The organism is Brevibacillus sp. 7WMA2, assembly GCF_010748895.1.
Classification (GTDB): domain Bacteria; phylum Bacillota; class Bacilli; order Brevibacillales; family Brevibacillaceae; genus Brevibacillus_B; species Brevibacillus_B halotolerans.
Genome location: NZ_CP048799.1, coordinates 3,932,501 through 3,954,836, shown reverse-complemented (window position 1 = coordinate 3,954,836; position 22,336 = coordinate 3,932,501). Strand labels below are relative to the sequence as shown.

Here is a 22,336-nt window from a genome sequence, read left to right as displayed (position 1 = left end):
CAAGCAATCAAAGACAAATTAGTCTTCGATTACGATACCCATAGAACGGGCAGTACCTTCAACCATACGCATAGCTGCTTCAACAGAAGCTGCGTTTAGATCCGGTTGTTTCAAGATCGCGATATCACGAACTTTATCACGTTTCAAAGTAGCAACTTTTGTTTTGTTAGGCACGCCAGAACCAGACTCGATTCCTGCTGCTTTTTTCAACAAAACTGCTGCCGGTGGAGTTTTTGTAATGAATGTGAAAGAACGATCTTCAAATACAGTAATTTCTACTGGAATGATCATTCCTGCTTCACTCTCTGTACGAGCGTTAAATTCTTTACAGAAGCCCATGATATTAACCCCAGCTTGACCGAGTGCCGGACCTACTGGAGGTGCAGGGTTTGCCTTACCTGCTGGAATTTGTAGTTTAATTACGCGGATTACCTTCTTAGCCACGTAATACACCTCCTTCTTCGTGTGTGGTAATGCGGGGTACTCGCCCCTCCCACTCTACCAAAAAACCATATAAGTCAATCAGTAGTGAGATTGAGAACCGCATTCGTCTGCAGATTCTAGAATCATCAAGAACTGTATCATATGACACGATACTTTTCAAGATGAGTTCTTAATCCATTTTTTCAACTTGTGTATAATCTAATTCAACTGGTGTCTCGCGACCGAAAATATCCAATAGCACGCGAATTTTTTGTTTGTCGGCCAGAATTTCAATGATTTCTCCATCACGACCTGTGAAAGGACCATCCTTTACAGTAACCATGTCGCGAAGCTCAAAATCGATCCTAACTTTCGGCGCTTCAAATCCCATTGTTTTGAGAATTGTATCCGCTTCTTCAGGAAGCAACGCTGTTGGTTTGGAACCAGCTCCAGTGGATCCGACAAAACCCGTGACCCCTGGGGTATTCCGCACGACATACCATGAATCGTCCGTCATAACCATTTCAACAAGCACGTATCCAGGAAATACCTTTTTGGTAACTGTGCGTTTTTTACCGTCTTTATTCTCTACTTCTTCCTCAGTAGGAACAAGCACCCGAAAGATTTTGTCTTCCATGCCCATAGACTCAACACGTTTTTCCAGATTCGCTTTAACCTTGTTTTCATACCCAGAGTAAGTATGAACGACATACCACGCTTTTTCCATATCCACGAGGACGTTAGACGTCCGTCCCTCCTAAGACCCGAATATTACCTACTTCTTAATAATAAGACCGATTAGCTCTGAAATTCCAAAGTCCACCACAAACATAAATACCGCTAAGAACGTAATCGCAAGCACAACGACTGTTGTATAGCTAACCAGCTCTTTGCGATTCGGCCAGCGGACTTTTTTCAATTCAGAGACAACATCTTTTAAAAACGAACCTGTTCTGGAAAAGATATTCATATTGCTACCTCCAGACTTTTCGTTCATCATTATTTAGTTTCACGATGAACTGTGTGCTTTTTATCACGGGAGCAATACTTCTTCTTTTCGATGCGCTCAGGGTTCGTACGCTTGTTCTTCGTGCTGATATAGTTACGATCACCGCAATCGGTGCACGCTAATGTAATGTTTACTCGCATCATTGCCACCTCCATCTTTTCTGTTACCTAAAGACTATAACTACAACCCAAATAAACTCGGGAAAAACCGCTACTTTTTTCCGTATGTTCATAGAAGTAACCATAGAATCTACTCTATGGCTACCAAACAAATTTATCACATCAGCTAGCATAATGTCAACGAAATGCCTTGACAATTTTATACACTATCGTTCTAACTAATTTTTCCTTGAATATAATTCGACAAAAAACAGGATTTTTGCGTTTATAGCCGAATACATGCTATAGACAATCTTGTAAAACTCCAAATTACAGTTGCACTTCTCTACCTTCTAGATATCGTTCCAACTTCCGTTTCACTCGTTGCAATGCATTGTCGATAGACTTTACATGGCGATCCAACTCAACTGCGATCTGTTGATAGGAACGTCCATCCAGATAAAGCATCAGTACCTGACGTTCCAAATCGCTAAGAATTTCACTCATTTTGCCTTCAATGTCGTCAAATTCTTCTCGATTAATAAACAGCTCTTCAGGATCAGTTACCTTTGTTCCACAAATCACGTCAAGCAATGTTCGATCCGAATCCTCATCATAGATGGGCTTGTCCAACGATACGTAAGAGTTAAGAGGAATGTGCTTCTGCCTTGTTGCCGTCTTTATCGCTGTAATGATTTGACGGGTAATGCATAACTCGGCAAATGCCTTAAACGAAGTGAGCTTGTCCCCTCTAAAATCCCGTATAGATTTGTATAGGCCAATCATGCCCTCCTGTACAATATCTTCACGGTCCGCCCCGATCAAAAAATAAGAACGAGCTTTGGCCCGTACGAAATTTTTGTACTTATTGATCAGGTATTCTAGGGCCTCAGCATCGTTCTCTCGTACTAACTCTACTACTTCTTCGTCGGACATCAGATCATATTGAGTATGTTTCAACTCCTTGAGGTCAACACTCACTATTATCCCTCCGACACCTGGTTACATAAGATAGTGTTATTATACATGAATCGATAAAATAGCGTCAACCAAATGCGTTTTACTCTCTTCTCCATTTTTCGAAGATTTTCGCTATTTCATCATTTAACGGAATCCGTGAAAAATACTGGTCTTCATTTGTTTCTTTTACTGTTTGATTGATTTCCTTTTGGGCATTTTCTACTTCTAATAACAGCTCTCGTGCCGATTTCCGCAGAGCTCCCTGTCCAAAAATGACCCGCTGCGAGGTATAGTCGGATGTAGCTACATATATTTGTCGATTTTTCTCGAAAAATTCATGAACTAGTCGTTCAATTTTTTCGTCAGCCGTCTCTTTTTTCTTCGTAAAATAAACCTCAATCTTAAAATCTTCCTGTTTTTTTCCAATTCCCGGTATTTTATAGGCATCAAAAACTACAATGACTTTGATTCCTGAGTAGCTTTGGTATTCAGCTAATTGAGAAATGAGGATGTCGCGCGCCTCATCCATCTGATCCTGATCCTTTAAGACGCGCAACTGTGGCCAAGCCCCAATAATGTTATAGCCATCTACAATGAGCAGTTGCTTGCTCTTTCTTTTAGCCATTTCATTTTCCTCTAGGTAAGAGTGGGTTTCGTCCTCGATATACCTCATACATTAGAATAGCCGCCGCAACCGAAGCATTCAGCGAAGTAACTTGTCCAGCCATCGGTAAACGGTAAAGGAAGTCGCAATTCTCGCGTACAAGACGACTCATTCCCTTCCCCTCACTACCAATTACCAAAGCAAACGGCATGGTATAATCCCCTTCTCGGAAATCCTGTTTTCCTGCCGCATCTGTACCACCAATCCAGAAGCCCTTTTCCTTTAGTTCCTCCATGGCACGTACAATATTGGTCACACGGGCAACCGGTACATATTCAATCGCTCCAGCAGATGCTTTCGCAACGGTCGCTGTCAAAGAAACAGATCGGCGTTTTGGTATAATGACGCCATGCGCTCCAACCGCATCAGCAGTTCGCAGAATCGAGCCTAAATTATGCGGATCTTCCAGCTCATCTAAAATAATGACAAAAGGTACTTCATTTCTCTCTTCTGCCTTAGCCAAAATATCATCTATCTCCACATAGTCGTACGCCGCTACTGAAGCAATAACTCCTTGATGGTTATCTGAGTTAACCAATTGATCCAGCTTCTTTCGGTTAGCCGTGGTAATCACCACTCCAAGCTCCTTTGCTAGCGTGAAGATAGGCCCCATCTGGTTTTTATTAGCACCTTCTGCCATCCATATCTTATTAATAGTACGTCCTGAGCGCAAAGCTTCGATAACGGGGTTTTTACCCAAAATCCACTCTTCATTCATTTCATTTATTCTCCTTCCACGATCGCAAACGCTTGTTGAATAATCTCCTGCAATCGCTTGTCTTCACCATTCAAATATAAATAACCGATCAAGGCTTCAAATGCTGTAGCATGCCGATAATCAACAATGTTAGCATTCTTGGCACTCGATCCCGATTTAGCATTTCTTCCCCGCTTTACTTGCGCCACCTCCTCCTCCGTCAAAGAAGGAAGGAGATGGTGCAGGATAGTCGCCTGCGCTTTTGCAGCCACATAGCGGTTTGCCGTTTTATGCAGCAGATTTGGTTTTGCAATCCCTTGCGTTATCAAATGACAGCGCACGTAATGAGCGTACGTAGCATCCCCTAAATAGGCGAGCACTAGCGGATTAATAAGTTTAGGATCACGGGCTAGTGTATCTCTTTCTATTATCATGTTATTGCTCCTTATTTTCGACGCCAGCGAATACCCTGTGGTGTATCTTCAAGGATAATTCCCATCTCTTGTAGTTGATCGCGGATTTCATCAGAACGAGCAAAGTTTCGAGCCTTTCGAGCTTCTGTGCGTTCTGCTATTAAAAGCTCAATCTCTTCATCTAGTAACGTAGCCTCTTCCTGCAAAATTAACCCTAATACAGAACTTAGCTCTTCTAGCAACTGACGGTAAGCCTTGATTTCCGTAGCCCCTACGTTATCATGACGCGTATATAGATTAGCTTCCTTGGCGATGTCAAACAATACCGTAATTCCATTAGCAGTATTTAAATCATCATCCATCTCTTCCTCAAAACGCTTACGCAAGCTCTCAATTAACTGCGCTTGCTCCTGTGCTAAGCCATTTGGCTCTTCTTCGCGCGCCGTATTGAGACGATGCCCTAGATTTACATATGCATTTTTAATCCGATCTAATCCATTAGCTGCTTGCTCCAGCATTTCATCGCTAAAATTAATCGGACTGCGATAATGGCCGCTTAGCATGAAAAAGCGAATGAGTTGACCAGTGTATTTTGCAATCAGGTCGCGTGCTAATAAAAAATTGCCCAAGGACTTAGACATCTTTTCGTTGTCGATATTAAGCATTGCGTTATGCATCCAGTATCGAGCGAACGGTTTGCCTGTAAAGCACTCTGACTGTGCAATTTCATTTTCATGGTGAGGGAAAGTAAGATCTGTTCCACCTGCATGAATATCAATGGACTCTCCTAAGAAGCGAAGGGCCATCGCAGAGCACTCAATATGCCAGCCAGGACGACCCGCTCCCCAAGGGCTCTCCCAAGAAATTTCTTGAGGCTTAGCCGCTTTCCACAAGGCAAAGTCAAGCGGGTTCTCTTTCTTTTCATTTACTTCAATGCGTGCCCCTGCTTGCAAATCATCTAGGGGCTGATGAGATAGTTTGCCATACTCGTTAAAGCGATTAGTGCGGAAATAGACATCGCCCTCACTCTCGTAGGCAAACCCTTTTTCAATTAACCCTTCAATAAAGGAAATAATTTCTGGAATCGTATTCATAACTCGCGGTTGAATATCAGGTGGCAGGACATTTACTCCCTGTAGATCCTGATTATATGCTACCGTATAGCGGTCAGCCAATTCGGCCACTGTTGTCTGCTCTTCATTTGCTTTGCGAATGAGTTTGTCATCTACATCGGTGATATTTTGTACAAATGTAACCTCATAGCCTTTGTATGCCAAATAGCGGCGCAATGTATCAAATACGATGGCAGGACGCGCATTTCCTATATGAATATAATTATAAACGGTTGGGCCGCAAACATACATTTTCACTTTGCCTTCCTCTAACGGGACAAAGGTCTCTTTTTCGCGTGACATCGTGTTATATAAGCGTATGCTCATTATTTGATTTCTCCTTTTTAACTTGATCAAGCTCCACCTTTAATTGAGCAATTTCCTTTTGCATATCCCGAATCATTTCTAATATCGGGTCTGGTAAATTAACATGGTCCAAATCACATTCTACCTTTTGACCATTTTGCACCTTAATACGGCCCGGAATCCCAACTACTGTTGAGTGGGAAGGTACAGGCTGGAGGACGACAGAGCCCGCTCCAATTTTAGAGTAATCTCCAATTTTAAATGAACCGAGCACCTTTGCTCCGGAGGCAATAATAACATTGTTTCCTACCGTCGGATGACGCTTTCCTTTTTCTTTCCCTGTACCTCCAAGGGTAACCCCTTGATATATGGTTACATCATCGCCAATCTCACAAGTTTCCCCAATTACAACACCCGCTCCATGGTCAATAAACATTCTCCGACCAATCGTTGCTCCTGGATGTATCTCGATTCCTGTAAAAAAGCGCGTGATTTGAGAAACGAAACGAGCTGAGGTTTTCCATCCTCTTTTCCATAAGCTATTCGCCACTCGGTGTCCCCAAATGGCATGAAGCCCTGCATAAGTTAGCACCACTTCCCACGTACTCCGTGCAGCAGGGTCACGCTCAAACACGATCTGTATGTCTTCCTTCATCCTAGCAAACATGGGACTCCCCCTATTCTTTTGCCTGACCACCGGTTTCTTAACGTTTCATCGTAAACGAAGCAGGCTTTACGTTTTGACAAGGCTTCAGCAGGGCAGGATGTTGCTTTTCTCAGATGAATGCAAAAAACACCGCCTCTTACGCCTATATAGACGCAGAGACGGTGTTTTTACCGTGGTTCCACTCTGCTTAGATGAATCAAACTCTACCCCAAAGAAGACTAGAGTCCATCTCGCTCAATACCCTTTATCGGCGGGTCCCCCGACCAATCTACTTGCAATAGACATTGTGTTCAATTGGTTGCTCCCAGGTGCATTTCCAAGAAGAGTCTACAAACGGCTTCCACCTATCCCGTTCTCTCTATTGAATCCTCTTTCTTGTACTTCTCCTGTTCAACGCATGCAAAATCTATGTTGTTTTTATTATAGACTAGAAATCACTTGCTGTAGACGTGCCAATACTTTTTCGCGGCCAATTAAGTAAATGGATTGGCCAAGATCACGTCCGTGCGCCTGACCTGTAATGGAAACACGTACTGGCATAAATAGTGCTTTTCCCTTATATCCAGTTGCTTTTTGGACTGCCTTTAAAGAAGCATTAATTGTTTCTACACTATATTCATCTGCAGATTCAATGTGCTCCTTAAAGCTCACAAGTACTTCTTTTACTTGAGGTTCTTTTAATACTGCCTTGGCATCCTCTTCATACACTACTTCTTCCAAGAAAAAGAGAGCGGAAAGAGGTACAATCTGTGCGCAATAAGACATCTGCTCTTGATATAGCGCTACGATTTGTTTTGCCCATTCTCTACGTTCAGTAGTCAATTCTTCTAAGAAGCCCGCTTCTTGAAGATGAGGAATACACATGTCCACGATCTCATCCACTGATTTAGCTTTGAGATAATGATTATTCATCCAATTCATTTTGGTGCTGTCAAATACAGCCGGGGATTTGCTAACTCGATCGAAGCTAAATCGCTCGCTCAACTCTTTTAATGAGAAGATCTCTTGTTCCCCACCTGGAGACCATCCTAATAACACAAGGAAATTCACAATAGCTTCTGGCAAGTAGCCCATATCGCGATATTGTTCAATGAACTGAATAATGCTTTCATCGCGTTTACTCATCTTTTTACCCTCTTGATTTAAAATAAGGGCTAAGTGAGCAAATTGAGGTGCTTCCCAACCGAATGCTTCATAGATCATCAATTGACGAGGGGTGTTGGATAGATGCTCTTCTCCTCGAACAACATGACTGATTTTCATGAGATGGTCATCGATTACAACCGCAAAGTTATAGGTTGGGATGCCATCTGGACGACAGATAACGAAATCTCCGCCCATTTCATTTGAATCAAAGGTTACTTCACCACGAACAAGATCGTTTACTGTATAAGAACGATTTTCTGGCATAATGAAATGAACAGAAGGAACTCGTCCTTCTTTTTCATAGGCAGCTTTTTGTTCTGGTGTTGTATGGCGGTGCTTTTCTAAAATACGAGGGGTTTCATTACGTGCAAGCTGCTCTTCGCGTTCTGCATCGAGCTCTTCCTTTGTTGCATAACAGTAATATGCTTTACCCTCTTTTAATAATTGTTCAACATATCCTTTATAAATATCCAAGCGGTCCATGCAACGATATGGGCCATATGGGCCACCAATGTCATCGCCCTCATCCCACTCGACACCGAGCCACTTCAAGTTTTCCATTTGTTTCTCTGCGGCATTTTCCACATTGCGCACTTGATCTGTATCCTCGATGCGCACAATAAATTTTCCGCCTAAACGACGTGCATACAAATAATTAAATAGCGCTGTACGAGCACCGCCAATATGCAAATGACCGGTTGGACTCGGAGCATAGCGCAAACGAACTTCCTTTGTCATGATGACACCATCCTTATCCCATCTCTTCCAAACTTATGATACTACTAGACTTACGCATTGACAAGCAAACATACAGCCTGTGCAGCGATACCCTCGCCACGTCCAGTAAAGCCTAATTTTTCAGTTGTAGTTGCTTTAATATTCACCTGAGCAGTATCCGCATCAAGCGCTTTAGCAATTACTTCACGCATCTGCGGAATATATGGTGCCATTTTAGGCGCTTGTGCGATGATCGTAGCATCAACATTTCCTAATTGATATCCTCGCTCTTTTACCAAATTCCATACATGGATGAGTAGCTCTAAACTATCGGCATCCTTAAAAGCTGGATCAGTATCAGGGAAATGCCGTCCAATGTCTCCCTCTCCAATCGCGCCAAGAAGTGCATCAGAAACCGTATGTAATAGTACATCTGCATCTGAGTGTCCTAATAAACCTTTTTCATATGGAATCGTTACACCGCCAATGATGCAGGGCCTGCCTTCAACTAGTTGATGTACATCGAAACCTTGTCCGATCCTCATTTTCTCCTCTTCCTCTCTTCCAAACGCCTCTTCATAATCTCTTCCCCAAACCAGAGATCATCAGGAGTTGTCACCTTGATGTTTTCATAGCTACCATCAACAATTGTAACTGGGTATCCAAGCATTTCTACGAGCATCGCATCATCTGTTCCTGCTTTTCCCTGTTCAAGTGCAAACTGGTGCGCTTCTTTTACGAGTGAAAGTGGAAAAGCTTGTGGGGTCTGAACCGCCCACAAGCTCTCGCGTGCCGGGGTTGCTTGCACGATTCCATCTGGACCTACGATTTTAATCGTATCCTTTACAGGAACCGCTACAACAACTGCCTGATGATCTTTTAATTTGGTTATGATTCCAGAAATTTGCTCAGCTGTGATAAAAGGTCTTGCTGCATCATGGATTAATACATGCGTACAGCTCTTTGATAGAGCTTCAAGTCCATTTCGCACACTATCTTGACGCTCTGCACCACCTATAGCCAAGATCACTGAATATGGCATGCTCTTTCGCCATCGATCCATATCCTCGTAATCTTGTTCATTTATCACCAGAACCACCTCGGAAATTCCCGGATGTTGAATGAAAGCTTCAACCGTATGCTGAAAAATCGGCTTATGCTGTAAATGCAACCATATCTTATTCTTACCAACTTTCATTCGTTTCCCTTTTCCAGCGGCAACAATCACCACGCTTGTTTCCACACGTACCCTCTCCATTATGTTATCAATGCGCTACAATGCCTTCTCCAGCATCTTTGGCTTCGCGAAGATCATGCGGCCTGCCGATGTCTGTAGCACGCTGGTTACCAGCACATCAATCTCTAACCCAATATAATCACGGCCGCCTTCTACTACGATCATAGTACCGTCATCAAGATAAGCTACACCTTGACCGTACTCTTTTCCGTCTTTAATTACCTGCACATGTAATTCTTCACCCGGCAGGACCACAGGTTTAACCGCATTGGCCAAATCATTGATATTAAGAACTGGAACACCTTGCAATTCACAGACCTTATTTAAGTTGAAGTCATTGGTAACCACTTTACCATTAAGGACCTTTGCTAGCTTAATTAATTTACTATCCACTTCCGCAATCTCTTCAAAATCTCCTTCATAAATTTGAACATTAACTTTTAATTCTTTTTGAATTTTGTTTAGAATGTCCAAACCTCTGCGACCACGGTTTCTTTTTAGTGCATCAGACGAATCAGCAATATGTTGTAATTCTTCAAGTACGAACCCTGGGATAACAAGCGCTCCCTCGATAAAGCCGGTGCGACAGATATCAGCAATGCGACCGTCGATAATGACGCTAGTATCCAGAACTTTATGCTCAACGTTGGCACCAATGCCTCCGCTTTCCTTTTTGCTTTTCTCCTTGCGACCTATAGAAAATACCGCCATAATTTCGTCTCTTTTACGAAATCCCACCTGAAAGCCTAAGTAACCAAGCAAACCGGAAACAAGAAGTGGTAAGAAATCACCGAGAACTGGGACAGGTATACTATTGATCGGTAGGAATAATAAAAAGGCAACGATAAGTCCGATAATCAAACCCAAGGCTCCAAACATGACATCAGTAATAGGGAGTGTCAATAGCCTTTCTTCACCCCAGCGGATTGCATTCACCAAATAATCCACCAACGTATTTGCCAATAGGTAAAACAAAATCACCCCTAGTAAAGCCCCAATGTATGCTGGACGTGGAACTTCTCCAAAATTGAGCAAATCATTCAAAAATGAGAAAAATGCAGGCCCAAACTGATACCCCAGTCCTCCACCAATGATAACAAAGAAAAACTTACAGATTCGTTTTAACATAGGCTCACCTCCTCTTATTAATATAGACAGAAGATCTAACAAAAAAACCTAGTCTCCTGCAAATGATTTGAATGGTTTGTCTCATATCTCTTTCCCCTCACTATAACAAAATATTTTTTATAGTGTCAAATAGCCGGAAATTTTAACACAGCTTAAACATATACGTCAATCAAAAAAACATAAATTTGAAAAAGCCAGCAAAAATTCTAAGGTTTGACAGATGGATTATGGAGTTTCTATAATAAACCATAATCAAGTGAATAGAATTTTCTGACTCCCCCTCATCAGAGAACAGAGGTGAATACTATTGTCTAGTGAAATCAAGGATTTTCAAGAACAAGTTTCCAACCTACTGATTAGACATCGGAGTATTTTAGATGTCATGTCTAAGCTGCAGGAGTCCGGCGCTCGAACAAACCGGGCCTTGACGAAAGCAGTAACTGATTGTGGATGCGTGGAGATTACTGCCTTAAAGCAAGCTTTTGATCCAGCAAGTTCCTTACACGATAACCAACCTCATCTAGACACGCATTTTTCGGGACAGCTTTGTGAGCACTGCCGGGATATCCTAACCGCTGAAATTGGAAAAAACTTGTTTTACTTGGCTGCCCTTTGCAACGTCACTGATATTTCCTTATCCAAAGTACTCGAAGTTGAAACAGATCGACTCAATACGTTAGGAGTTTTTAATCTCTCCTAGCATCCAATTGTTCTGTTCTCTCTATACTACGGATGAACCGGCAAGAAAGTTGCAACCCCCCGTTTGCGTTAAACGGGGGGTTGTTGTTTGATCCTATCAAGTTATAGATAATGCTTTTTCTCTTCTTGCGATTCTCTTTTTCTTACCTTGCGAATAAAATATTCAACGTTTTTTTTTATCCCATACAAAGCATATAGTGCGAGTGGCACAAATACCAGTTTGGAAATTTGATTCGGGAACATAATCGCAATAACAATCACACCAACGATGATGATGGGAGCAATCCAATATGCTGACTTCGGAATCCCTACTTTTTTGAAGTTCGGGTATTTAACGCGAGATACCATAAGGTAAGCAAGCATCAGCATCCCAAGTGCCAAGATGGTTGTTGGAAATACTTCATGAAATAATGCCAGTGTAGCTAGTACACCACCAGCAGCCGTAATAGGCAAGCCGATAAAGTAACCAGGAACACCCGCTTGTACATTAAAGCGTGCTAAACGACAAGCTCCACAAATGGGGAAAAGAGCCGTGATGATAATACCTACTACACTGATTTCCTGCAATGCAACTACATACATGATAAAGGCCGGTGCGACCCCAAAAGATATAACGTCCGATAATGAGTCCAATTCTTTTCCAAATTCACTTTGTGCATTTAACATACGTGCTACACGCCCATCCAAACCGTCCAACAGCATACCGACGATTACTGTAATGGCTGCGAAATCAACATAATCGTTAAATGCCAATATCATTGCTACTATACCTAAAAATAGGTTGCCTAGAGTGAGCATGTTCGGCAATGCTTTCACAATCATAGTCTACCTCCGTTAATTATCATCCCGCGATATTCTATCCCTACGGCTAATCATAATTGGTAAGAGTAGAAAAAGGGGGTAATTTATACCTGTTGACTTTAAAAAGAAAACCGTAGCATAATTCCTTCATACTAATAGAACTAAATGTGCCTGTCAATGAACACTTGTTCCTGGATTCTTTTCAATCCGTCCTTAATGGCACGCGCTCTAATCTCACCAATTCCTTCTACGTCGTCCAATTCCTCGATAGTAGCCATCATAATGAAGTGTAGATTACCAAAGTGGCAAATGAGATTGCAAATCACAGTGGAAGGAAGTCTAGATATTTTGCTAAGCAATCGATATCCACGTGTCATTACTATCTCGTCCGACAGCTTATTCATATTTATATACCCCAATAGTCGAAGAAAGACACTTGGATCCATTAATTCCTCTGGACTTAGCTTACTCATTTCGTTTAAGACTTGCTTAGTATCCACCTTATCATCTTTTGCATAGTCTAAAATGAGTAACTCTGCCTCTTGCTCCACATTGAACACAAGCTCTTCTAGCTGTAGAGTAATTAATCGACCCTCCGTACCTAATTCCAGGATATATTTTTTCATCTCTAACTTTATACGGATAACCATCTCAATCCGTTGCATAACCGATACAATTTCATGAACAGTGACTAATTGTTCAAATTCTAACGCACTTAGATTCGTAAGCCCCTGCTCTAATACCATCTTATATCTTTCCAAAGTTTGCAGTGCTTGATTCGTTTTCGCCAAAATAACGCTAATATCTTTAATAACATAGCGCTGAGTTCCTTGGTATAACGTAATGACATTGCGCCTTTGCGAAATGGCAATAACCAAATGGTTCGTTAATCGCGCTGTACGATCGGCTGTACGATGCCTTGTTCCCGTTTCATTCGAAACAACAGCCCCACTGGGCAATAGCTGTGTGTTGGCATATAAAATCCGCTTAGCGTCCTCGCTGACAATAATAGCTCCATCCATTTTGGCCAATTCATATAAATGGGCTGGAGTAAACTCACAGTCAATAAAAAAACCACCGTCAATGATGTTTTTCATCTGTGGACTACATCCCACAACAATTAAAGCGCCTGTTTTGGCATGTAGAACGTTTTCCAGACCCTCACGAAAAGGCGTGCCTGGAGCGACAAAACGCAAAGCATCCAACATCAAATATAGCTACCCCCTTAATGCATATTGCAAAGCTTCCTCCACATTTTTCACACCAATTACCTCAATCCCAGCAGGCTTATCTAGTCCTCGTATGCTTCTCTCTGGAATAATGACCCGCTTAAAGCCCAGTTTTTCCGCTTCGCGTATACGTTGCTCAATTCGTGAAACACCGCGGACTTCGCCTGTTAAACCTATTTCTCCAATCACTACATCATATGGGTTCGTTGAATGATCTCGAAAACTACTAGCAATGCTTACCGCAATCGCTAAGTCAATAGCAGGCTCATCTAACCGAACCCCACCTGCTACGTTTACATAGGCATCTTGATTTTGTAGCATTAAGCCTACTCGTTTCTCCAAAACTGCCATAATCATAGCGATTCGCTGATGGTCTACCCCTGTTGCCATGCGACGAGGAGTAGCAAAGCTGGTTGGGGAAACTAATGCCTGTAGTTCAACAAGCACGGGGCGAGTTCCTTCCATACTTGCTACTACCGTTGATCCAGCAACTCCAATTGGTCGTTCCGCTAAGAATAGCTCAGATGGGTTTTCTACTTCAGCTAGCCCTTTTTCTTTCATTTCAAAAATACCCATTTCATTTGTAGAACCAAATCGATTTTTAACCGCTCGTAAAATACGGAAGGTATTATGTCGATCTCCTTCAAAGTAAAGAACAGCATCAACCATATGCTCAAGCATACGCGGTCCAGCGATTGCTCCTTCTTTTGTAACATGTCCGACAATAAAGATAGCGATACCTTTACTTTTTGCTATTCGCATCAGATGGCTGGTACACTCTCGGACTTGAGCTACACTCCCTGCTGCGGATGTGACAGCAGGATGAAAAATGGTTTGGATTGAGTCAATAATGACCACATCAGGGTCGACAAACGTGATCTGCTCCTCCACCTGCTCCAAATCAGTCTCCGTCACTACTAGCAGATTTGATGTTTGTACACCAAGCCGATCAGCTCGCATTTTAATTTGTTTAACAGACTCCTCACCGGAGATATACAACACTTTATTATTCTGATGGGCAAGAGCAAAGGAAGTTTGGAGAAGTAAGGTAGACTTTCCGATCCCCGGATCTCCCCCAACAAGCACCAACGATCCCAAAACTAAACCGCCACCTAAGACACGGTTTAATTCACCTAAGGTGGTATCTAACCGTGGTTCCTCCTCACTTATGACCTCTGTGATGGGCTGTGCCTTTTGTTTAGTGGACATACCACGATCTCTACCACCGGCTTGTTTACGCTCTAATTCCTCAACCATTGTATTCCAATTATTACAGCCTGGGCATTTGCCCAGCCATTTAGGACTTTCGTACCCGCATTCCTGACACACAAACTTTGTTTTTACTTTTGACATATAACATACTCCCGTATCTATAAATTCATTCTACTTGTTGTTCGTGCAACTACTGTTAAATCCTGCTAATGGACAGCATTTTTATATCACCTTACATGTATGCTAGATGTATAAAAAATATCCCCGAATCATCTTCGGGGATACGTACTGCTTTCTCCTGAAATTATACCATGTTTTGCTTCAGGATTTGTTTATTTTGTTACTTTTACTTGTTCCAAGCGTTTTACCGTTAATTTGCCGTCTTCCGCATCAATTTGAACGGTATCTCCTTTTGTGATCGTTCCCTTGAGCAATTCCTCAGATAAGCGGTCTTCAATATTTCGTTGAATTGCCCGACGTAGAGGTCGTGCACCATAGGCGGGATCAAAGCCCTCTTTAGCGAGAATTTTCTTAGCCTCTTCGCTTAGTTTGAAATCAATCTCCTGTTCGACTAGGCGTTTGCGCAAGTCCTCGGTCATCAAGGTAACGATTTTTTCAATATGCTCCTGTTCTAGAGAGTGGAACACAATAATTTCGTCGATACGGTTCAGGAACTCTGGACGGAAGCTACGTTTCAATTCATCCATGACTTTATCTTTCATATCTTGATATTTCTTTTCAGAATCATTTGTAGTAAAGCCAAGGGAGCTATTTTTCCTAATCATGCTTGCACCCACATTGGATGTCATGATGACTACCGTATTGCGGAAATCAACTGTCCGTCCTTTAGAATCTGTTAATCTTCCATCATCAAGCACTTGTAATAAAATATTAAAGACATCTGGATGTGCCTTTTCAATTTCATCTAGCAAAATAACTGAGTATGGTTTACGGCGAACCTTTTCTGTCAATTGACCGCCTTCATCATAACCCACATATCCTGGAGGCGCACCGACTAGACGGGCCGTGGTGTGCTTCTCCATGTACTCGGACATGTCTACACGGATCATGGCATCTTCATCACCGAATAATGTTTCAGCCACAGCACGAGCTAATTCTGTTTTACCTACCCCTGTAGGGCCTAAGAAGATAAACGAACCAATTGGACGCTTTGGATCTTTTAAGCCAGCACGAGCGCGACGTACTGCACGGGCAACTGATTTAACAGCCTCGTCCTGTCCAATAACTCGGTCGTGTAGAATATCTTCCATTTTTAATAGACGTTCTGTTTCTTCTTCCTTCAATTTTAAAACAGGAATACCAGTCCAGTTAGCTACCACATGAGCGATATCCTCCTGAGTAACCTCCATGTTTAGTTTTCCTTGTCTCTCTTTCCAATCCTTCTTCGTGGAATCGAGCTCCTCGCGTAGTTTTTGTTCCTTATCTCTTAACGCTGCAGCTTCTTCAAATTCCTGAGATTGTACGGCTGCGTCCTTTTCTTTGCGAACCTCTTCTAATCGTGCTTCTAGCTCTTTTAGGTTAGGTGGTACGGTAAAGGATTGCAGGCGAACCTTGGAAGCTGCCTCGTCAATTAAATCAATAGCTTTATCTGGCAAAAAGCGATCCGTTATATAACGATCTGACATTTTTACCGCCTGATTAATAGCTTCATCTGTAATTTTTACACGATGATGAGCTTCATAACGATCACGTAAACCGCTTAAGATTTTAATCGCATCTTCAGGAGTCGGTTCATCTACTTGAATGGGTTGGAAGCGGCGTTCGAGCGCGGCATCCTTCTCAATGTATTTACGATACTCATCCAGCGTGGTAGCACCGACACATTGTAGCTCGCCGCGAGCAAGTGCTGGTTTAAGAATATTGGATGCATCAATTGCTCCCTCAGCCCCACCTGCTCCAATTAATGTATGCAACTCGTCAATGAACAAAATTATATTTCCTGCTTGGCGAATTTCATCCATAATTTTTTTCAGACGATCCTCGAATTCTCCACGATATTTGGTGCCGGCTACCACTGTACCCATATCTAAGGTCATGACACGTTTATCACGCAATGTTTCTGGAATCTCATTATTAACAATTTTTTGGGCTAGACCCTCAGCTATCGCTGTCTTACCAACACCCGGTTCACCAATTAATACGGGGTTATTCTTTGTCCGTCTGCTCAATACCTGAATCACACGTTCAATTTCCTTCTGACGACCGATCACCGGATCAAGTGAACCTTCTTTAGCAATAGCCGTCAAGTCCCGTGCTAATCCATCTAAAGTAGGAGTATTTGCCGATGCGTTGCTTCCAGAAGGCTGATGAGATGACATCATTTCTGAGCTGCCCAATAATTGCAATACCTGTTGACGTGCTTTATTTAGGCTAATGCCTAAGTTGTTCATAATTCGCGCAGCAATTCCCTCTCCCTCGCGAATTAGACCTAACAAAATATGTTCGGTTCCCACGTACGTATGACCAAGCTTGCGAGCTTCGTCCATGGACAGCTCAATTACTTTCTTAGCTCGTGGGGTGTAGTTTGGTGTATAATTCGTCGTGTTTGCCGGTTGTTCAGGAGCACGACCGATTAAAGATTCCACTTCATTTTGAATTTTATCAAGTCCGAGACCGAGTGCTTGAAGTGCTTTTGCCGCAATTCCTTCTCCCTCTCGGATCAGACCTAAAAGAACATGTTCGGTTCCAATATCTTTGTGACCTAAACGAACTGCCTCTTCCAATGCTAAAGCTAATACTTTTTGTGCACGCTCTGTAAATCGTCCAAACATCATAGTATAAGCACCTCCATTACTCTTCTCTTATGAATTGCATTTTAGTCGTTCTCGAATGACATAAGCTCTGCGCTCATCTCGTTGTTCTGCTGTTAATTTCTGTCCCGCATCATATTGTAAAAAACCGGGTTGTGTGCTAACTAACAGTTCATTTACAACAAATGGGCTGCATGCTTGTAAATAACCCAAATCTATTCCCAAGCGTACATCAGATAAGCGCTGAGCCGCTTCTTTTGATTCGACCGTTCTGGCATGAGTCAAAATCCCATAAGAACGAAAAATCTTATCCTCAATAGATATGCGACTATGCTCTTGCAAATACTGTCGCGCTTCTCGCTCTTGTTCAATAATTTGGCTTGCGACGCTGTATAGATTTGAAATAATATCTGCTTCCGACATACCGAGTGTCACTTGATTGGAAAGTTGAAAGAGGTTGCCAACAGCTTCGCTTCCTTCCCCATACAAACCGCGAACAACCAAGCCTACCTGAGTAATTGCCTGCAAAATTCGATTAATCTGCTGGGTCATCACAAGTGCCGGTAAATGTAACATGACAGAAGCACGTATACCAGTACCTACGTTTGTAGGACAACTAGTTAAATAGCCTCGTTTTTCATCAAAAGCATAATTGACTTGTTTTTCGAAGATATCATCCATCTTGCTTCCTTTTTCCCAGGCTTCCCGTAATTGAAAACCTGGCAAGAAAACCTGAATACGTAGATGATCTTCTTCATTGACCAATACACTGATGGATTCGTCCTCACTTAAAATGACGGCACCTTTTCTGGATTCCTCTGCCAAATTGGGGCTGATAAGATGTTTTTCTACCAGCACTCTCTTTTCGAGAGGCTTCATGTCCTCCATGGACAACAGTTCGAAGGCGCCTTTCTTCTTCATAGAAGACGAATCGATTACTTCTTTTACTTTACGTACGACCTCTTCTGCTTGTGAGTCAGTAGCTAAGAGTGGAAAAGGATGCTGACGTAGGTTCCTAGCGATTCGCAACCGCGTACTAATAACAATATCAGAATCAGGACCCTCGCCTTTCATCCAATTACTCCATGGGTGCTGGGTAAAACGCTGTAGGGACATACTTGATGTTCACCTCCACCATTTATTCACTTGGATTGTTCAATCTTTTGTTCCAATGCACGAATACGGTCTCTAATTTCCGCTGCCTTTTCAAACTCCTCTGTAGCAATATGCTGTTGAAGAGCAGTTTTTAGTTGCTGTAAATCCTTTTTTATCTTTAATTGGCTACCTGTACGTTCAGGTACTTTTCCCATATGCTGGGTATTTCCATGAATTCTTCTAAAAAGCGGGTCAAGTTTAGCTCCAAAATGGTTATAACAATCACTGCAACCAAAACGACCACTCTTGCTAAATTGTGTATAGGTTAATCCGCAAGTTTCGCAACGCGTAAGCGGAGAAACTGTATTTTGGTTCATCTGTTGATTGCTGACACCTTTGTTCATTGGGTCAAAATTTAATAGACCAGCCAATAAATTATTTAGACCAAAATTACCAAAGCCTGAGAAATATTCGCCTTTTTCCTTGGCACATTGCTCGCAAATGTGCGTCTCAGACTTTTCACCATTTACGATTTTGGTAAGATGTAAGGTTGCGGGACGTTTGCCGCACTCTTCACAATTCATAATAAGAACCTCCTTACAAGTCAATCGGTACAACCAGACTTTTAGGGTTAATTCTATTTTTTGCAAAGGTGTAACTTCTATGTTATGAGAATCGATGTAATCATATGCTTTAAGATACTAGCTCTTAGCTGATCTCGTAAAGATGTATTAACCATCAGCACCTGTCTTGAGGTGGCTACCTTCATTAAGGTGGCTTCTCGTAAACTAATCCATCTTTCTTCCACCAATCGATCAATGATAGAGTAACCGTATGATTGAGTTATACTATCCCCAATCATTTCTTCCGTCAAAAGCTCCTGTAATGTATCCTTACACAAAATTTGTGCCTTTCGAATCCGGATAAAGCCTCCACCGCCACGTTTACTTTCAACAATATATCCTTTTTCAATAGAGAAACGAGTGTTAATGACGTAATTAATTTGGGACGGTACACATTGAAACTTTTCGGCAATATCACTCCGCTGAATTTCAATAGCTCCATTCGGACTCTCCTGCAGTATGTTCTTTAAATGCCGCTCAATGATGTCCGATATATTTCGCAAAGTGTCGCCTCCTTGCCTAAGAATATGAGTGAAACTAAGGGCGTTAAAATTGATTTTTTAGTTAGTCAATTTGACTTTGACTATCTTTGACTTTTATTATAATTACTTTTTTATTTACTTTCAACCCTTATTTCCCTTACTCCTTTATTTTGGTCAAAAAAGGTCTATTTCAACCTGCATCAATCAAAAAAACCACCTTCAAAAAGGTGGTTCACTTTTACCTGTTTATTTAGATTGATAAAATGGTACTTGTTGAAGTAATTCCGCATAGCCTTGAATGACTACATCTGCGTTTTTCAACTCACCAGAATCAGCAAATCCAAAATCACAGCCTATTGTCCATAAATGATTTTTTTTACCTGCCTCAACATCTGACTTACGATCTCCTACCATGACTGCCTGCTTAATATCGTATGTTTTTAGAAGAAGGGCTACTAGATCTACTTTTGACTCGGTTTGGAAACGTCCGGCTGAGTATAGATCAGTAAAAAGATGCGTGATGTTAAAGTGCTCACATATTGCTTCGACATAACCGTCCATGGCATTAGATGCTACAAAAAGCGCAATTCCCTTCTCGTGCAGTGCTGTTAGTTGTTCTACCACTCCCGGATACAGGGAAACAACACCTTCATCCAATAATTTCTCTTCATGCTTAGCTAATAACTCCGTAGCCAGTTCTCTTGTCTTTTCATCTGCTTCCGGTAGCAGTACATCCCATATTTCATCTAGAACCATGCCCAGAGTATTAGTAATTGCACGATCATCAGGAAGTTCACCATCCCATAGCTGGCGATCTCGTAAATCTTGAAAGGTGCGTCTAAAACCTGGAATAGCCATAGACTCTGTCTGTAATAAAGTACCATCCATATCAAAAATAACGGCATGCTGTATGCTCACTCTACCACCTCAATATCGTGTTGTTAGACCGATTTTCATAGAACTCACTCATCTACTGCATATCTTGCTTAATAAATGCAGCAATGTCATAAGCGGCAAACGGACGTGCAATCATCTCTGCATGTTGTCGCATTGCTTTAGACTTTTGTTCATCTAAAAGCACTTGCTCAATTGAGTATATCAAATCTCGACTCTCTGTAGCGTGGACAGCACAGCCATTGTTTAACAAAAAGTGACTATTTCGTTCCTCTTGACCTGGCAATGGATTAAATATAACCATCGGGACACGTTTGCTTAATACCTCAGCAGTTGTTAGACCACCTGATTTTGTCACAATCGCATCGGCTACTTCTAAATACTCATGAAAATTATCTACATATTGTAATGCCTCTACATCATGAGAATACGAACGGTTTGTAACACTTCTATATAATTTTTCATTTAGACCTGTTAAGACGAAAATTTTTAAAGGAATATGTAAGGCATCGAGACCTTGCAATACTTTATCCATGGGGCCTAAACCCAATCCACCACCGGACAATATTAACACCTTTTGGTCTGGCTTAATTTCAAATTTAGCACGAAGCTCCTGTTTATGAACCTCTTCTCTAAATTTGCGCATAATCGGAATACCCATTGGTTTAAATTTTTGCCGATTTTCATGATAAAGATCAACTAAGTAAAAAAGCTGTTCACTAGCAATAAAATAATGGTCAATATGATGATTTACCCAGGATGGATGAATTGTATAATCCGTTATAATTGTATAAATTGGTTCCGTCCATTGATTGCGTCCCTTTAATACAGAGAGCATACAGCTAGCAAATGGATGCGTAGCAATAAAAGCATCCGGTTCTACACTGTTAATCAATCGTTTTAAATTATTTGCTAGTAGCTTATTAACAAAAACGTTCATATCAAAAAGTCTGGTTTTCTCTGTATTATGATAAATTTTACCCCAAACACTTGGAGAGAGCTTTAATATATTCGTATAGCTTTCCAATAAGATTTTATGGAAGGTTGGACTTATATATTCAAGGGTGTCAATTACCATAGAAGCATAACCAAGTTCGCTTAACTCTTCCTGAATCGCACGAGCAGCCTGGTTATGACCGTTGCCAATGGAGGCGGAAAAGATGAGTATCTTTTTCATTTCGACTCTCCTTTGCTGTCTATTCCAACATCAGTTCACTTGCCCCCAATTCTTTTTACATACCAGTATGCCTTACACGTTCTGTAAGGCTTCAATGGGTGTCCTATGATTGGGGTACGAAGATGAGGAAGGCCTAATTCATGTAGGAAAAGTATATTTAGCCGGATTTGATTCTTATCCTTAGCATATCATACCATTGGTTATAACCTAAGTCATATCTTCATGTGCATATATGTTCTAATGTTCTCTTATGTAATACGATTTAACACGGCAATAAGATACACTATGATTCTATCTAAATAATCTTTTCATAAAACGAAAAATCTCTCAACAATAATCTGTTGAGAGAATCTATTCATGATCTTCATTCTCTGAAAACTAGATAATGAAAGTCAGCATAAAGGCAATGTGGATAAGTCCTCGACCGATTAGTATTCGTCAGCTCCATGCATTACTGCACTTCCACACCGAACCTATCAACCTCATCGTCTATAAGGGGTCTTACTAGCTTGCGCTATGGGAAGTCTCATCTTGAAGGGGGCTTCACGCTTAGATGCTTTCAGCGCTTATCCCGTCCGCACATAGCTACCCAGCTGTGCCACTGGCGTGACAACTGGTGCACCAGAGGTGCGTCCATCCCGGTCCTCTCGTACTAAGGACAGCTCTCCTCAAACTTCCTACGCCCGCGACAGATAGGGACCGAACTGTCTCACGACGTTCTGAACCCAGCTCGCGTACCGCTTTAATGGGCGAACAGCCCAACCCTTGGGACCTAC

General features: G+C 41.8%; 24 protein-coding genes, 1 rRNA gene and 1 other annotated feature (1 of these 26 only partly in view). Of the genes, 1 reads left to right on the top strand and 24 read right to left on the bottom strand.

Annotated features, from left to right (window positions below; all coding sequences use genetic code 11):
- Positions 1-18: 18 nt before the first annotated feature.
- From rplK to GOP56_RS16675, 14 genes are all read right to left on the bottom strand, one after another.
- Positions 19-444 (bottom strand): 50S ribosomal protein L11, encoded by a 426-nt coding sequence (gene rplK, locus GOP56_RS16740; RefSeq protein WP_003333812.1) that lies wholly within the window; start codon positions 442-444, stop codon positions 19-21.
- A gap of 169 nt (positions 445-613) precedes the next feature.
- On the bottom strand, positions 614-1,150 hold the full coding sequence (gene nusG, locus GOP56_RS16735) for a transcription termination/antitermination protein NusG (RefSeq protein WP_003345138.1): 537 nt from the start codon (positions 1,148-1,150) through the stop codon (positions 614-616).
- 48 nt (positions 1,151-1,198) lie between these two features.
- Positions 1,199-1,393, bottom strand: a complete 195-nt coding sequence (gene secE, locus GOP56_RS16730; protein WP_003333814.1) for a preprotein translocase subunit SecE — start codon at positions 1,391-1,393, stop codon at positions 1,199-1,201.
- A 29-nt stretch (positions 1,394-1,422) separates the two neighbouring features.
- Positions 1,423-1,572, bottom strand: a complete 150-nt coding sequence (gene rpmG / locus GOP56_RS16725) for a 50S ribosomal protein L33 (protein ID WP_003333815.1) — start codon at positions 1,570-1,572, stop codon at positions 1,423-1,425.
- A 288-nt stretch (positions 1,573-1,860) separates the two neighbouring features.
- Positions 1,861-2,511 carry an RNA polymerase sporulation sigma factor SigH gene (gene sigH / locus GOP56_RS16720; RefSeq protein WP_003333816.1) on the bottom strand — a complete coding sequence of 217 codons (651 nt, stop codon included), beginning with the start codon at positions 2,509-2,511 and terminating at the stop codon, positions 1,861-1,863.
- A gap of 79 nt (positions 2,512-2,590) precedes the next feature.
- Positions 2,591-3,115 (bottom strand): NYN domain-containing protein, encoded by a 525-nt coding sequence (locus GOP56_RS16715; protein ID WP_003333817.1) that lies wholly within the window; start codon positions 3,113-3,115, stop codon positions 2,591-2,593.
- A 1-nt stretch (position 3,116) separates the two neighbouring features.
- Positions 3,117-3,872, bottom strand: a complete 756-nt coding sequence (gene rlmB, locus GOP56_RS16710; protein ID WP_003333818.1) for a 23S rRNA (guanosine(2251)-2'-O)-methyltransferase RlmB — start codon at positions 3,870-3,872, stop codon at positions 3,117-3,119.
- Between the two features lie 5 nt (positions 3,873-3,877).
- A complete protein-coding gene (locus GOP56_RS16705; protein ID WP_096888199.1) occupies positions 3,878-4,285 on the bottom strand; it encodes a Mini-ribonuclease 3 in 408 nt (135 codons plus the stop codon).
- A gap of 11 nt (positions 4,286-4,296) precedes the next feature.
- Positions 4,297-5,703 carry a cysteine--tRNA ligase gene (cysS, locus tag GOP56_RS16700; RefSeq protein WP_003333820.1) on the bottom strand — a complete coding sequence of 469 codons (1,407 nt, stop codon included), beginning with the start codon at positions 5,701-5,703 and terminating at the stop codon, positions 4,297-4,299.
- A complete protein-coding gene (gene cysE, locus GOP56_RS16695; RefSeq protein ID WP_003333821.1) occupies positions 5,684-6,349 on the bottom strand; it encodes a serine O-acetyltransferase in 666 nt (221 codons plus the stop codon). The genes cysS and cysE overlap by 20 nt, the downstream gene beginning before the upstream one ends.
- Positions 6,350-6,500: 151 nt before the next feature.
- Positions 6,501-6,752 (bottom strand) — a binding site (T-box leader).
- A gap of 17 nt (positions 6,753-6,769) precedes the next feature.
- Positions 6,770-8,233: a glutamate--tRNA ligase gene (gene gltX, locus GOP56_RS16690; protein ID WP_163246099.1), complete on the bottom strand. Its 1,464-nt coding sequence runs from the start codon at positions 8,231-8,233 to the stop codon at positions 6,770-6,772.
- Positions 8,234-8,283: 50 nt separating this feature from the next.
- Positions 8,284-8,757, bottom strand: a complete 474-nt coding sequence (ispF, locus tag GOP56_RS16685; protein WP_003333824.1) for a 2-C-methyl-D-erythritol 2,4-cyclodiphosphate synthase — start codon at positions 8,755-8,757, stop codon at positions 8,284-8,286.
- Positions 8,754-9,455: a 2-C-methyl-D-erythritol 4-phosphate cytidylyltransferase gene (gene ispD / locus GOP56_RS16680; RefSeq protein WP_003333825.1), complete on the bottom strand. Its 702-nt coding sequence runs from the start codon at positions 9,453-9,455 to the stop codon at positions 8,754-8,756. The genes ispF and ispD overlap by 4 nt, the downstream gene beginning before the upstream one ends.
- 30 nt (positions 9,456-9,485) lie before the next feature.
- A complete protein-coding gene (locus GOP56_RS16675; RefSeq protein ID WP_163246098.1) occupies positions 9,486-10,577 on the bottom strand; it encodes a PIN/TRAM domain-containing protein in 1,092 nt (363 codons plus the stop codon).
- A gap of 307 nt (positions 10,578-10,884) precedes the next feature.
- On the opposite strand from GOP56_RS16675, the gene GOP56_RS16670 reads away from it, so the two are divergent.
- Positions 10,885-11,277, top strand: coding sequence for a nucleoside triphosphate pyrophosphohydrolase family protein (locus GOP56_RS16670; protein ID WP_003345132.1), 393 nt, complete (start codon positions 10,885-10,887; stop codon positions 11,275-11,277).
- A 101-nt stretch (positions 11,278-11,378) separates the two neighbouring features.
- Here the strand turns inward: GOP56_RS16670 and pssA are convergent, their stop codons facing one another.
- The 10 genes from pssA to GOP56_RS16620 all read right to left on the bottom strand — a co-directional run.
- Entirely contained in the window at positions 11,379-12,098 is a 720-nt protein-coding gene (gene pssA, locus GOP56_RS16665) for a CDP-diacylglycerol--serine O-phosphatidyltransferase (protein ID WP_003345131.1), read from the bottom strand.
- A gap of 140 nt (positions 12,099-12,238) precedes the next feature.
- Positions 12,239-13,285, bottom strand: a complete 1,047-nt coding sequence (gene disA / locus GOP56_RS16660; protein WP_121473234.1) for a DNA integrity scanning diadenylate cyclase DisA — start codon at positions 13,283-13,285, stop codon at positions 12,239-12,241.
- Between the two features lie 9 nt (positions 13,286-13,294).
- Positions 13,295-14,659 carry a DNA repair protein RadA gene (gene radA / locus GOP56_RS16655; protein WP_096888201.1) on the bottom strand — a complete coding sequence of 455 codons (1,365 nt, stop codon included), beginning with the start codon at positions 14,657-14,659 and terminating at the stop codon, positions 13,295-13,297.
- A gap of 191 nt (positions 14,660-14,850) precedes the next feature.
- Positions 14,851-17,313, bottom strand: a complete 2,463-nt coding sequence (locus GOP56_RS16650; RefSeq protein WP_022585126.1) for an ATP-dependent Clp protease ATP-binding subunit — start codon at positions 17,311-17,313, stop codon at positions 14,851-14,853.
- A gap of 27 nt (positions 17,314-17,340) precedes the next feature.
- Positions 17,341-18,405, bottom strand: a complete 1,065-nt coding sequence (locus GOP56_RS16645; RefSeq protein WP_003345125.1) for a protein-arginine kinase McsB — start codon at positions 18,403-18,405, stop codon at positions 17,341-17,343.
- A 26-nt stretch (positions 18,406-18,431) separates the two neighbouring features.
- Entirely contained in the window at positions 18,432-18,968 is a 537-nt protein-coding gene (locus GOP56_RS16640; RefSeq protein WP_022585128.1) for a protein-arginine kinase activator protein McsA, read from the bottom strand.
- Positions 18,969-19,045: 77 nt separating this feature from the next.
- Entirely contained in the window at positions 19,046-19,510 is a 465-nt protein-coding gene (locus GOP56_RS16635) for a CtsR family transcriptional regulator (RefSeq protein ID WP_163246097.1), read from the bottom strand.
- Between the two features lie 225 nt (positions 19,511-19,735).
- Positions 19,736-20,407, bottom strand: coding sequence for an HAD family hydrolase (locus GOP56_RS16630; protein ID WP_101667182.1), 672 nt, complete (start codon positions 20,405-20,407; stop codon positions 19,736-19,738).
- A 52-nt stretch (positions 20,408-20,459) separates the two neighbouring features.
- A complete protein-coding gene (locus GOP56_RS16625) occupies positions 20,460-21,560 on the bottom strand; it encodes an MGDG synthase family glycosyltransferase (RefSeq protein WP_163246096.1) in 1,101 nt (366 codons plus the stop codon).
- Between the two features lie 408 nt (positions 21,561-21,968).
- Positions 21,969-22,336, bottom strand: a 23S ribosomal RNA gene (locus GOP56_RS16620) (it continues 2,562 nt past the right edge of the window).